Below are 12,619 nucleotides of genomic sequence, written 5' to 3'. Positions count from 1 at the left end.
CCGCAGGGCTGGCTCATGGCTTGGGGATGCGCAGGGTCTTGCTGATCATCAGCGACCCGGACAGGGCGAACAGCAGCACCATCGGGTGCAGCTGCCACGGCCCGATCTGCCACTGGCCGAACCAGATGTCCTGACCGATGGCGCCGGTGCCGGCGGCGATGGCCAGCACGATCACCAGCAGCAGGCTGGTCGGGATCGGCGTGCCCTCGAAATACTTGACCTTGCCCTCGTCGCCGGCCAGTGCCTCGGCGGTGACGTTGTAGCGGGCCAGGCGGCTGACACCACAGCAGACGAAGTAGCTCAGCACCAGCCAGTCCCACCCGCCCTGCATGCCGCAGGCATAGGCCAGCGCCGCCGGCGCCACACCGAAGGAGATCACATCGGACAGCGAGTCCAGCTCCCGGCCCAGGGTGGAGCTGGACTTGCGCCAGCGCGCGATGTGCCCGTCGAGTGCATCGAAGATGAAGGCCAGCGGGATCAGCGCCATGCCGAACAGCAGATAGCCGCGCTCGCCGTCCTGCAGGAAGCGCATCGCGGCGAAGACCGCACCGGTGCCGCAGAAAGCATTGGCCAGGGTGAACCAGTCGGCCAGCTGGAATTCGCGCAGCATCGAGAAGTGACGTTTCATGGGGTCTCACGGAGCATCAAGGCCCACAGGTTACCGCGAGCACCGCTGCTGGCGACAGCGGCGGCAGGGACCACCCTTCACCGCTCCCTCACCTGTCCTCACTGGCGGTGAATTTTTCGCCACCCATCTTGACAGCCTAGGGGGGTGGCGCCTGTCGACGCTTATCCACAAAGTTGCCCACGCGTAATCCACACCCCCTGTGGACAACCAGATCTCACCGACTGCGACGCTGGACATTTCCTCATCACCCCGAAGCGGGGTTTCCCTACTTCCCAAGCCGCAGGGTCGGCGCTATGGTCACCGGCGGACCCGCCGTCGCCACGTCCGAAACTCTGCAACGGACGATGATGATGCTGGATGCTCCTACCCTGGCCGCACAGCTGCGGCAGCCCCATGGCGAGGCTGCGCTGGAGGTGGCCGACGCGATGAATCGCAGCAACGGCGCGCTCAATCAGGCCGCGATCGGGCTGCTGGCCGCCTCCGCCGGCGAACGGATCCTGGAGATCGGTCCGGGCAACGCTGCATTCGCGCCACAGCTGCTACAGGCCGCCGGCAGCCACTATCTGGGTATCGAGCTGTCCCCGGCCATGGTCGAGGCCGGCAACCAGCGCCTGGCCAGTGCCGGACTGGCTGGGCGTGCCGCGATGCGCCATGGCGACGCCCATGCTCTGCCGGTCGCCGACGCCTCGATGGACGCCGCGCTGGCGGTCAATACCCTGTACTTCTGGCCGCACCTGGCGCCGGTGCTCGACGAGTTGGCGCGGGTGCTGCGCCGGGGTGGCCGGCTGTGCCTGGCCTTCGGTGACGCGGCCTTCATGCGCAGCCTGCCATTTGCCAGCGACTTCCAGCTGCACGAGCTGGACGCGGTGGAACTGGCCCTGCGCGTATCCGGCTTCACTGTCTCGGCCTGGCGCAGTCATCGGGAAACCGCGACCGGCAATGACGGGCAGGTTCGCGAGAAGCACTTCCATCTGCTGCTGGCGCAACGGCGGTAATGCTCGCCGGGCATGGCCCGGCGAGCCGGGTCACAGCCGGCTGTAGGACCAGCTCACCATGCGGCCGTCCTTGTACGGCATCACGCCATGGAACGGGCGCGGGTCGGCGTCGAACACCAGCGGCAGGAAGTTGCGGTCACCCTCCCACATCGGCAGCTGGTCGAGCTTGTCCACATCCACCCATTCCAGGGTGCCCTCGTGGTTGCCCCCATGCGGGCTGCCCTCGAAGCTGTCGATGACGAACACGAAGCCCAGCCAGTCCTCGCCATGCTTGCCGAAGCCCGGCCAGCTGATGGTGCCGCGCAGGCGCATGTCCATGCAGTCGATGCCGGCTTCCTCGGCGATCTCGCGGCGCATGCCGGCGGCCACGTCTTCGGTCGGTTCGATCTTGCCGCCCAGGCCGTTGTACTTGCCCAGGTGGTGGTCACCGGGACGGGTGTTGCGATGGATCATCAGCACCTGGCGACGATCCGGCGACAGCACGTAGCCCAGGGTGGCGACGATCGGGGTATACGGCATGGCAGCATCCAGCGGCAGGTCAGCCGTGGATTATGGCCGATCAGCGCACCAGCGACAGGCGGCGCTCGGCGGGCGTGCTGGCGCCGTCGGGATCACGACGCAGGGTGGCGACGCCGTGGCCGCGTTCGGCCAGGTATTCCAGCCACTTGCCGAGGAAGGTGTTCATCCGCATGCGGTGGCTGATCAGCTCCGCCGGCGGTGGGTACAGGCCCATCGTGTCCTGCCAGCGACGGCCGACATAACAGTGGGTGGTCTCGGCCTGGCGCGCATCACGGTACAGGCGCACATAGGCCGAGGGATCCGGCTCGCCGGTGACCGGATCGGCCAGGTCGTAGGTCAGGCGCAGTTCCACCGTGTAGCGGTGGCACTCGATCACGTCCAGGCGAACATCCAGGCCGTCGCCGATCGAGGAGATGTAGCTGCCCGCCACCAGTCCGGCCGGTTCGAACAGGCGCACCAGATGGCGGTAGTTTTCCGCGTACAGGCCCATGAGCCAGCTGAGCCGGCTCAGGCGGGGAATGCGTTCGGTGCGGGGCAAGGCTCGGGCCATGGGTGGATCCTACACGTTGGTGCTTCAACGTGGGGGCGCGCACGTGCAAGCCAACCCCTGGGTAGTGCCGGCCGCTGGCCGGCAGCCCCGCATCACGGCCGAGGGTTCATCGACCAGCCGGCCAGCGGCCGGCTCTACCAGACGAGGATCAATACAGCTCGCGCTGCAGCCCCAGCGTGGCCAGCACCTTGCTGGAGATCTCCTCGATCGAGGTATGGGTGGTGCTCAGAGTCGGGATGCGTTCCATCTGGAACATCACCTCGGCCGCTGCCACCTCGCGTTTGCAGGTATCCAGGTTGGCATAGCGCGAGTTCGGGCGGCGCTCCTGGCGGATCTGCTGCAGGCGGTCCGGGTCGATGGTCAGGCCAAACAGCTTGCGCCGGTAGTTGCGCAGGCGCGGCGGCAGGCGGTCGCTTTCCAGATCCTCGTCGGTCAGCGGGTAATTGGCCGCACGCACCCCGTAATGCAGGGCCAGGTAGATGCAGGTGGGCGTCTTGCCGGCCCGCGACACCGCCACCAGGATCACGTCGGCATCGTCGTAATTCACCGCGATGCCGTCGTCATGGGTCAGCGCGAAGTTCATCGCGTTGATGCGGCGGTGGTAGGTGTCGAAGTCGACCATACCGTGCGCCTGCCCCACCCGGTTCACGCGCGAGCTGGACAGTTCACGCTCCAGCGGCTCGATGAATGGCGCGAACACATCGAGCATCAGGGCCCCGCTCTCGGCCAGGATCAGGCTCAGGCTCTGGTCCACGCAGGAGTTCACCACGATCGGCCTGACCTGGTAACGCTCCCCCGCCGCCTGGATCCGGGAACAGGCTTCCCGGGCTTTTTCGGGGTCGTCTACAAACGACATCCGGTCGGTAATGAAGCTGAACCCGGAGAACTGGGTCAGCAGGCTATGCCCAATGGTTTCAGCGGTGATACCGGTTCCATCGGAAACGTAGAACACCGGACGGATGGTCGACATGCGCGCTTTTACCCCCTACGAAGCCTAAAAGGGCCGCCAACACAAGCTTGTGCCGACAGCGGTCTGCCCGGCATCATATCGGCTTCTTCCTACGGACGCGGCCACTCAGCCCGCCTCGGGCGATGGCCAAACGGAGCATCGCGCTTGAACGAGAACATCCTGTGGTTGCACGAACTGCGTCTGGCCGACCTGGCCCGCGTAGGCGGCAAGAATTCCTCGCTGGGCGAGATGATCGGCAATCTGGCCGGTCTGGGCGTCTCCGTTCCTGGAGGTTATGCGACCACGTCTGAAGCCTTCAAGGACTTCATCGCGCACAACGACCTGTCCAAGCGCATCTTCGACAAGCTGGCCACGCTGGACGTCGAAGACGTCAACGCGCTGACCGCCGCCGGCAAGGAGATCCGCAGCTGGGTGATCGACGCGCCGCTGCAGCCGCAGCTGGACCAGGACATCCGCACCGCCTACGCCAAGCTGAGCGCCGAAAACGGCGGCGGCGACGTGGCCGTGGCCGTGCGTTCGTCGGCCACTGCCGAGGATCTGCCGGATGCGTCCTTCGCCGGCCAGCAGGAAACCTTCCTCAACGTCACCGGCGCCGACGACGTCGTGCACAAGGTCAAGGAAGTGTTCGCCTCGCTGTACAACGACCGTGCCATCGCCTACCGCGTGCACCACGGCTTCAAGCATGAAGACGTGTTCCTGTCCGCCGGCGTGCAGCTGATGGTGCGTTCCGGCGTCGGTTCCTCCGGCGTGCTGTTCACCCTGGACACCGAGTCAGGCTTCCGCGACGTGGTGTTCGTCACCTCCTCGTTCGGCCTCGGCGAAATGGTCGTGCAGGGCGCGGTCAACCCGGACGAGTACTACGTCTACAAGCCCACCCTGCAGGCCGGCAAGCCGGCGATCCTGCGCCGCTCGCTCGGCAGCAAGGCGATCCGCATGGTGTATTCGGATGTCCCCGGCGAGCGCGTCAGGATCGAGGACACCCCGGCAGAACTGCGCAACACCTTCTCGATCAGCGACGAGGACGTGCAGGAACTGTCCAAGCAGGCGCTGGTCATCGAAAAGCACTACGGCCGCCCGATGGACATCGAGTGGGCCAAGGACGGTGTCAGCGGCAAGCTGTTCATCGTGCAGGCGCGCCCGGAGACGGTGAAGTCGCGCAGCCATGCCACCCAGATCGAGCGCTTCGCGCTGACCGAAAAGGGCGGCAACGTGCTGGCCGAGGGCCGTGCCGTGGGTGCCAAGATCGGCGCCGGCGTGGCCCGCGTGGTGAAGACGCTGGACGACATGAACCGCGTGCAGCCGGGCGACGTGCTGATCGCCGACATGACTGACCCCGATTGGGAGCCGGTGATGAAGCGTGCATCGGCCATCGTTACCAACCGTGGTGGCCGTACCTGCCACGCCGCGATCATCGCGCGCGAGCTGGGCGTGCCGGCCGTGGTCGGTTCGGGCAACGCCACCAAGGTCATCGAAGATGGTCAGCTGGTCACCGTCAGCTGCGCTGAAGGCGATACCGGTTTCATCTACGAAGGCAAGCTGGGCTTCGAGCGCACCACCACCGATCTGGGCAACATGCCGCCGGCACCGTTGAAGATCATGATGAACGTAGCCAACCCGGAACGTGCCTTCGACTTCGGCCAGCTGCCGAACGCCGGCATCGGCCTGGCGCGCCTGGAAATGATCATCGCCAGCCACATCGGCATCCACCCGAACGCGCTGCTGGAATACGACCGCCAGGATGCGGCGACCAGGAAGAAGATCGACGAGAAGATCGCCGGTTATTCCGACCCGGTCGGCTTCTACGTGGACCGCCTGGCCGAAGGCATCGCCACCCTCACTGCCTCGGTCGCACCGAACGCCGTGATCGTGCGCCTGTCGGACTTCAAGTCCAACGAGTACGCCAACCTGATCGGCGGCAGCAACTACGAGCCGCACGAAGAGAACCCGATGATCGGCTTCCGCGGCGCCAGCCGTTACGTCGACCCGAGCTTCTCGGCCGCCTTCGCGCTGGAGTGCAAGGCCGTGCTGCGCGTGCGCAACGAAATGGGCCTGGACAACCTGTGGGTCATGATTCCGTTCGTGCGCACCCTGGAAGAAGGCCGCAAGGTCATCGAGGTGCTGGAACAGAATGGCCTGAAGCAGGGCGAGAACGGCCTGAAGATCATCATGATGTGCGAAGTGCCGTCCAACGCACTGCTCGCCGATGAGTTCCTGGAGATCTTCGACGGCTTCTCGATCGGCTCCAACGACCTGACCCAGCTGACCCTCGGCCTGGACCGCGATTCGTCGATCGTCGCGCACCTGTTCGACGAACGTAACCCGGCGGTGAAGAAGCTGCTGTCGATGGCGATCAAGGCAGCACGTGCCAAGGGCAAGTACGTCGGCATCTGCGGCCAGGGCCCGTCCGATCACCCGGATCTGGCCGAGTGGCTGATGCAGGAAGGCATCGAGTCGGTGTCGCTGAACCCGGACACCGTGGTCGATACCTGGCTGCGCCTGGCCAAGCTGAAGGCCAACGGCTGAGACCGTGATTGCTGAGGGCTGACGTCGCTTTCATCGGCGCCGGCCCATACTTCAGCTGCATGCAAGCCCCGCCTCTGCGGGGCTTGTTGTTTCTGGCGTCTGCGCGCGCCACCTCCCCCGCTGCAAAGGAGCCCGCATGCTCGCCACTGCCCAACCTGTCCCCGTCGCAACGCCATGGTTCCATTCGCTCGACTGGGAACGCCTGCTGGAGACCTACGGCGTGCCATTGCTGGCCGCGATCGTAGTGCTGCTGGTCGGCATGTGGGTGGCACGACGCCTGTCCAATGCGATGCCGCGCGCCACCGCGCGCATGGGCGTGGACCCGATGCTGGGCAGCTTCCTGCGCAACGTGGTGTATGCCACGTCGCTGGTGATCGTGGTCGTGCTGGCCATTGGTACGCTGGGCGTGCAGATCACCCCGCTGCTGGCCGTGCTCGGCACCGCCGGCCTGGCGGTGGGCCTGGCCCTGAAGGATTCGTTGTCCAACATCGCCTCGGGTGTGATGCTGGTGACGCTGCGTCCGTTCCGCGTCGGTGATGTAGTGACGGTGGCCGGGCAGACCGGCACGGTGCGCGAGGTGCGCATCTTCCAGACCGTCATCACTGGTGCCGACAACCAGCACACCACCATTCCGAACACGCTGATCACCGCCGCACCGATCATCAACCTGACCGCCGAACCGACGCGCCGCGTCGAACTGGTGATCGGCATCGGCTACGAGGACAACATCCAGCTGGCACGCGACACCGCGCTGCAGTTGATGAAGGCCGACCCGCGCGTGCTGCAGACGCCAGCACCGGACGTGGTGGTGTACGAACTCGGCGCGCATGCGATCAACCTCGGCATCCGCTGCTACGTGAAGTCGGCCGACTGGTTCGGCACCAAGGTGACGCTGCTGGAGCAACTGAAGCTGGGCTACGACAAAGCCGGTATCAACATTCCGTATCCGCAGCAGGACATGCACCTGTACCTGCATGGGAAGGATGGCGGCGTGATCGAGGCCGACGCGCTGGTGCGCGACAAGCCTTGATCGGGAGTGCCGACCAACGGTCGGCACCCACCCACCGGCGATCCGAGATTGAAATGCCGGCCAGCGGCCAGCACTACCCTGTCCCGCATATCCCGGTAGTGCCGGCCGTTGGCCGGCAGCCTTCGGGATCAGGCGGCGACGCTTTCTTCCAGCGTCGGGTAATCGGTAAGCCCGACCGCGCCACCGCCAAAGAATGTCGCGCGATCCGGCGGATTCAGCTCCGCCCCCAGTCGCAGGCGCTCGGGCAGGTCCGGATTGGCAATGAACGGGCGGCCGAAGCCGATCAGGTCGGCCCAGCCTTCGGCCAATGCCCGCTCCGCGCGTTCGGCGGTGTACTTGCCGGCGTAGATCAGCGTTCCCGGATAGATCATCCGCAGCGCCTGCTTGAACGCCACCGGCATCAGCGGTGCGTCGTCCCAGTCGGCCTCGGCGATGTGCAGGTAGCCCACGCCCAGCCCGCCCAGCAGGTGTGCCGCAGCCAGATAGGTGGCCTGCGGCGTGTCGTCCACCGCGCCCTGCAGGGTGGTCAGCGGCGCCAGGCGCACGCCAACGCGCTCACCACCGGCCACCGCCACCACCGCCTCCACTACTTCACGCAGGAAGCGCAGCCGGTTCTGCAGCGCGCCACCGTAGCCGTCGGTGCGCTGGTTGGCCTGCGAATCGATGAACTGGTTGATCAGATAACCATTGGCCCCGTGCAGTTCGACGCCATCGAAGCCGGCGGCCAGCGCATTGCAGGTGGCCTGCGCGTAGTCGGCGATGATGCCCGGAATCTCAGCCTCGGCCAGCGCGCGCGGCATCGAGTGCTGGATCATCTCGCCCACGCCCGCTTGCGGACCAGCGCCAGTAGGATCGACAAACACCTTCACGCCTTCGGCCAGCAGCGCCGACGACGACACCGGCGCGGCACCACCGGGCTGCAGCGCGACGTGCGAGACCCGACCCACGTGCCACAACTGGGCGTAGATGCGACCGCCGGCAGCGTGCACGGCGTCTGTCACCTGTCGCCAGCCCTGCACCTGTTCGGCGCTGTGGATGCCCGGGGTCCAGGCGTAGCCCTGGCCCTGCGGGCTGATCTGGGTACCTTCGCTGACGATCAGGCCAGCACCGGCGCGCTGCGCGTAGTAGGCGGCCATTTCCGCAGTGGCAACGTTGCCGTCGGCGGCACGCGAGCGGGTCATCGGCGGCATCACGATGCGGTTGGGCAGGGCCAACAGGCCCAGAGGGTGGGGAGTGAACAACATGGCGGCGATCTCTTGCGGGGGGACTGACCGCAAGGATGGGGATGGATGCCGCAGCGCAACAGGCGGATCGTGGCAAAACAGTTGTGCCTGGCAGGCAAGGGTCAGAGCCCTTCCTGCGGAAGGGATCTGACCCTGTGCGAGGTCGGAGTCGGATCCCTTTCCGCAGGAAAGGGCTCTGACCCACCGTTACAACGTGGGCTCGATCAACGCCCCGCCGTGCGCCACGCGGTCATAGCAGGTGCGCACCACGTCTTCGCCGTACTTGCGCTCCAGCCTGCGCACGATGAAGTGGCCGCGCGCCATGTCCTGGTAGTAATCGGTGAACATCGTATTGAGTGTCGCACCGGCAGCTGCACCCACGATCGGCACCGCCTGCGCGGCGAATTTCTCGGTAACCACCACGCCGAAGCGCGCGGCCACCTTCTCCACCATCTTCGCCAGCAGCTTGCCGGCTTCCTTCGGTGCCACGCCCAGGGTCAGGTCACGGCCGGTCACCACGCGCCCGGCCAGCTCAGCCGACAGATGGCGCATCACATCGGTGGTGAAGCCACGGGCCAGGTAATAGCCAGTCTCGCTGGCGTCATCGCGCGGCGAGTTGCCGCCCAGCGCGAACACCTCCAGGCACGCCTGGCGGGTACTGAACTCGGACAGATCGAAGCCTTCGCTGCGGGCCACGTCGGCCACGGCACGCATCATGATGGTGGTCGACACCGGCAGCTCGATGAACAGCGCGGCAAAACCAAAGGCGCCGCCAACCGCACCGGAGGTCGCTGCGGCCAGCTTGTGCCAACGTGTGGATGCCCCCTTGCCGGGGGTGTTGTCCATGCTCCACAGCGCCGCCTGCGCCGACTTGGTCAGCGCGGCCTGCACCGCGCCGTGGATGCGATTGGAGACCGAGCTGGGCAGCGCCTTGACCGCGAACTCCAGCGGCGTGCCGACCAGATTGGCCATGCGCGCGGTCAGGGTCGGCGCTTCCAGCAGGGCCACCGCTCGCTGCAGGTCAGACCAGTCGCGGGCGTCGTGGGCAATATCGCGGGGGAGCAGGATGGGCTCGTTCATGGCGCCGATCTTAGCGCCAGGGAGTTGAACGGAGAGTGGTGCCGGCCGCTGGCCGGCAACCTTATACACCTCACGAAAGTCCTGGAACTGCCGGCCAGCGGCCGGCACTACCGGTCAAGAGGTCGGCAACCCCGACAGCGCGCCCATGAACTGGCGATAGTGGCGCAGCTCGGCGATCGAGTCGTGCACATCGCTCAGCGCGGTGTGGTTGCTGTTCTTGCCAACGCCGGCGGCCACGGTCGGTGCCCATCGCTTGGCCAGTTCCTTCACCGTGGACACGTCCAGGTTGCGGTAGTGGAAGTACTTCTCCAGGCGTGGCATCTGGCGGTGCAGGAAGCGACGATCCTGGCAGATCGAGTTGCCGCACATCGGCGACAGGCCGGCCGGAATCCACTGCGCCAGGAAATTCACCGTCTGCGCTTCAGCCTGGGCAAGGGTCACCGTGCTGTCCACCACACGCTGCCACAGACCCGAGCGGCGGTGCTGGTTACGGTTCCACTCGTCCATCGCTTCCAGCGTTTCCAGCGGATGGTGGATGGCGAATTCCGGACCTTCGGCCAGCACGTTGAGCTGGGCGTCGGTGACTACGGTGGCGATCTCGATGATCGAATCGTTGTCGGTATCCAACCCGGTCATTTCCAGGTCGATCCAGATCAGTCGTTCGTTGGCCGCGCCGTTGTCCGCCATGTGTCGCCTCGTTGCTGGGCAGGCGCGCGGCCTACCGGTGATGGAAAGAGGCGCCCATCATACCCGTTCGCCCCTCAGGCCTCGCCGGCATGGTCTTCCAGCAGCAGCGGCGGCTTGCCGCGCTTGGCGCGGAAATAGTTGGTCAGCCGCATGCTGGCTTCCTTAGCCAGCACTCCGCCGTGGATCTCCACCCGGTGGTTGTGGCGGGCATCGCCGAGCAGGTCGAACACGCTGCCGCAGGCCCCGGTCTTGGGATCGCTGGCACCGTAGACCAGTCGTGCGACGCGCGCATGCACAATCGCCATCGCACACATCGCGCACGGTTCCAGGGTCACATACAGGGTGCTGCCGAGCAGGCGATGGTTGGCGAGCAGTTTTCCACCTGAACGCATGGCCACGATCTCGGCGTGCGCGCTGGGGTCGTGCGAGGCGATGTTGAGATTCCAGCCTTCGCCCAGCAGCTGGCCATCGGCGCTCACCAGCACGGCTCCCACCGGAATCTCGTCGAACTCGCGCTGCGCGCGCTCGGCCAGCGCCAGCGCATGGCGCATCCAGTGTTCGTCGGTGTCGTGCACCGGCACGCCCAGGGCGTCGGTCATGGCGGTTCTCGCGTGTCTGCAGGGCCAGGATGGCCGCCGGGGCCGCATTGTACGCCCGCGGCCGTGCAGGTGCCGCTAGCGCGCGTCGAAGCGCTCGCGGGCCGCGTCCAGTGCGGGAAAATTATGCTCGGCCCAGCGGTCCAGGGCGGACAGCGTCTCGACCAGACCGCGCGCGACCTCGGTCAGGTGGTACTCCACATGCAGTGGTTTGCTACCGAGATCACACCGCTCGACCAGGCCATTGCGCTCCAGCTGCCGCAGGGTCTGGGTCAACACCTTCTGCGAGATGCCTTCGATCTTCCGCAGCAGCGCACCGTTGCGTTGCGGGCCCTGCGCCAACGCCGGCAACAACAGCATCACCCACTTGCCCGAGATCAGCGCCAGCGCATCGCGCGCCGAGCAATCGGCGGCATAGACATCTCCGGGAAAGGCCATGGTTACCTCAAGGTGCGTAATTGCCGGGGCATGCCGGCACCGCGAGGATGGTCGCACACTCCTCGAACACCTCGCTCCATGCGCGCCCTGATCCTGCTTGCCCACCCCGAACCCCGCTCCTTCAACGCCCACCTGGCCGTGCAGGGGGCCGAGCAGCTGCGGCACGACCACCTGCAGGTGGACGTGGTCGACCTTTATGCGGAAGGCTTCGATCCGCTGGAAGCGGCCTGGCACCATCCACGGCGCCTGCAGCCCGAGCGCTTTGATGCCCAGCGCGAACAACGCTACAGCGCCGAACACGACCAGTTGCCCGCCGATGTGCAACGTCACCTGCACCTGCTACGGGCCGCAGACCTGGTGATCCTGCAGTTCCCGCTGTGGTGGTTCGCGGCGCCGGCCATCCTCAAGGGTTGGCTGGACCGCGTGCTGGTCTATGGGCCGATGTACAACAGCCGTCAGCGCCACGAACATGGCGTAATGCAGGGCAAGCGTGCGTTGCTGAGCGTCACCACCGGCTCTTCGGCGCGGGCGTGCGCGGTCGATGGCCGTGAAGGCGATACCCGGCTGTTGCTGTGGCCGTTGATGTACAGCCTGCGCTACATCGGCTTTGAGGTGATGGAGCCGCATATGGTGCACGGCGTGCGCTCAGGGCATGCAGCGGAGCGTAAGCAGGCCCACGATGAGGCGCTCGCCACGGCTACGCGCAACTACCTGGAACGGCTTGCCCGGTGGAGGCAGTGGCCGATCGTGCCTTTCAACGACAGCGGGGACTTCGAGGATGGCGTGGTGCTGCGCGCCGAGGCAAAGACCCATAGCCCCTTCATCCGCCATCGCAACGATGGATGAGTGCGCGCCCGCACCTGCAGCCGGAAGGCTTCATAATGCGCACTCTTCCGAAGCACCTTGGTGAACCCATGACCACCCTGCGCCCCTCGCGCGCCGACGACGGTGCCGCCCTCGTCGACCTCTGGCGTCGCGCCGTCGACGCTACCCATGACTTCCTCAGTGCCGAAGACCGCCAGGCCATCGATGCCGAAGTAGCCGCTTTCCTGCCGCAGACGCCGATGACCGTCGCCGTCGATGCACAGGACCAGCCGCAGGGCTTCCTGCTGATCGATGGCACCCACATGGAAGCGCTGTTCATCGATCCAGACGCGCGCGGCACCGGTATCGGTCGGCAGCTGTTGCAGCATGCGCTGGCGCTGCACCCGCAGCTGAGCACCGACGTCAACGCACAGAACGCGCAGGCCGTAGGCTTCTACCTGCGCATGGGCTTCGTCGAAACCGGTCGCTCGCCGCTGGATTCGCAGGGCCGCCCGTATCCGCTGATCCACCTTCGGCATAAGGCCTGACATCCGTCGGCAGCAGCCGCGTGCTAGC

General features: G+C 66.2%; 14 protein-coding genes. 5 read left to right on the top strand and 9 right to left on the bottom strand.

Features of this window, described 5'->3' with window-relative positions:
- Positions 1 to 13: 13 nt before the first annotated feature.
- The gene (locus tag DI041_RS03725) at positions 14 to 628 is read right to left on the bottom strand and encodes a CDP-alcohol phosphatidyltransferase family protein (protein WP_012511419.1); all 615 of its coding nucleotides are present in this window, start codon (positions 626 to 628) and stop codon (positions 14 to 16) included.
- A 344-nt stretch (positions 629 to 972) separates the two neighbouring features.
- Between DI041_RS03725 and DI041_RS03720 the strand changes: the two genes are divergently transcribed.
- Positions 973 to 1,623 carry a class I SAM-dependent methyltransferase gene (locus tag DI041_RS03720; RefSeq protein WP_046986292.1) on the top strand — a complete coding sequence of 217 codons (651 nt, stop codon included), beginning with the start codon at positions 973 to 975 and terminating at the stop codon, positions 1,621 to 1,623.
- 30 nt (positions 1,624 to 1,653) lie between these two features.
- On the opposite strand, the gene DI041_RS03715 is transcribed toward DI041_RS03720, so the two are convergent.
- The 3 genes from DI041_RS03715 to ppsR all read right to left on the bottom strand — a co-directional run bounded on the left by DI041_RS03715 (position 1,654) and on the right by ppsR (position 3,662).
- Entirely contained in the window at positions 1,654 to 2,142 is a 489-nt protein-coding gene (locus tag DI041_RS03715; RefSeq protein ID WP_046986291.1) for an NUDIX hydrolase, read from the bottom strand.
- Between the two features lie 40 nt (positions 2,143 to 2,182).
- Positions 2,183 to 2,692 (bottom strand): DUF1249 domain-containing protein, encoded by a 510-nt coding sequence (locus tag DI041_RS03710; protein ID WP_006374079.1) that lies wholly within the window; start codon positions 2,690 to 2,692, stop codon positions 2,183 to 2,185.
- A 148-nt stretch (positions 2,693 to 2,840) separates the two neighbouring features.
- Complete coding sequence (ppsR, locus tag DI041_RS03705) at positions 2,841 to 3,662, bottom strand: posphoenolpyruvate synthetase regulatory kinase/phosphorylase PpsR (RefSeq protein ID WP_012511422.1); 822 nt, start codon at positions 3,660 to 3,662, stop codon at positions 2,841 to 2,843.
- A 144-nt stretch (positions 3,663 to 3,806) separates the two neighbouring features.
- Here ppsR and ppsA point away from each other — a divergent pair, with 144 nt between their 5' ends.
- The gene (gene ppsA, locus DI041_RS03700) at positions 3,807 to 6,185 is read left to right on the top strand and encodes a phosphoenolpyruvate synthase (RefSeq protein WP_046986290.1); all 2,379 of its coding nucleotides are present in this window, start codon (positions 3,807 to 3,809) and stop codon (positions 6,183 to 6,185) included.
- A 136-nt stretch (positions 6,186 to 6,321) separates the two neighbouring features.
- Positions 6,322 to 7,215 carry a mechanosensitive ion channel family protein gene (locus DI041_RS03695; protein ID WP_136638193.1) on the top strand — a complete coding sequence of 298 codons (894 nt, stop codon included), beginning with the start codon at positions 6,322 to 6,324 and terminating at the stop codon, positions 7,213 to 7,215.
- Positions 7,216 to 7,343: 128 nt separating this feature from the next.
- Here DI041_RS03695 and DI041_RS03690 read toward each other — a convergent pair whose 3' ends face one another.
- The 5 genes from DI041_RS03690 to DI041_RS03670 form a co-directional block, all read right to left on the bottom strand.
- Positions 7,344 to 8,459 carry an alkene reductase gene (locus tag DI041_RS03690; RefSeq protein ID WP_136638194.1) on the bottom strand — a complete coding sequence of 372 codons (1,116 nt, stop codon included), beginning with the start codon at positions 8,457 to 8,459 and terminating at the stop codon, positions 7,344 to 7,346.
- Positions 8,460 to 8,645: 186 nt separating this feature from the next.
- Positions 8,646 to 9,518, bottom strand: a complete 873-nt coding sequence (locus tag DI041_RS03685) for an EcsC family protein (protein ID WP_046986287.1) — start codon at positions 9,516 to 9,518, stop codon at positions 8,646 to 8,648.
- A 114-nt stretch (positions 9,519 to 9,632) separates the two neighbouring features.
- Positions 9,633 to 10,205 (bottom strand): oligoribonuclease, encoded by a 573-nt coding sequence (gene orn, locus DI041_RS03680; protein WP_046986286.1) that lies wholly within the window; start codon positions 10,203 to 10,205, stop codon positions 9,633 to 9,635.
- 74 nt (positions 10,206 to 10,279) lie between these two features.
- Entirely contained in the window at positions 10,280 to 10,804 is a 525-nt protein-coding gene (tadA, locus tag DI041_RS03675; protein ID WP_136638195.1) for a tRNA adenosine(34) deaminase TadA, read from the bottom strand.
- Positions 10,805 to 10,879: 75 nt separating this feature from the next.
- Positions 10,880 to 11,239 carry a winged helix-turn-helix transcriptional regulator gene (locus tag DI041_RS03670; RefSeq protein WP_057501872.1) on the bottom strand — a complete coding sequence of 120 codons (360 nt, stop codon included), beginning with the start codon at positions 11,237 to 11,239 and terminating at the stop codon, positions 10,880 to 10,882.
- 78 nt (positions 11,240 to 11,317) lie between these two features.
- Here DI041_RS03670 and DI041_RS03665 point away from each other — a divergent pair, with 78 nt between their 5' ends.
- Both DI041_RS03665 and DI041_RS03660 read left to right on the top strand, forming a co-directional pair.
- Complete coding sequence (locus DI041_RS03665; protein WP_136638196.1) at positions 11,318 to 12,085, top strand: NAD(P)H-dependent oxidoreductase; 768 nt, start codon at positions 11,318 to 11,320, stop codon at positions 12,083 to 12,085.
- Positions 12,086 to 12,153: 68 nt separating this feature from the next.
- Complete coding sequence (locus DI041_RS03660; protein ID WP_136638197.1) at positions 12,154 to 12,591, top strand: acetyltransferase; 438 nt, start codon at positions 12,154 to 12,156, stop codon at positions 12,589 to 12,591.
- The last annotated feature ends 28 nt before the right edge of the window (positions 12,592 to 12,619 follow it).

The organism is Stenotrophomonas maltophilia (assembly GCF_004920835.1).
Lineage (GTDB): Bacteria > Pseudomonadota > Gammaproteobacteria > Xanthomonadales > Xanthomonadaceae > Stenotrophomonas > Stenotrophomonas maltophilia_AQ.
This window is presented reverse-complemented; position numbering and strand designations above follow the sequence as displayed.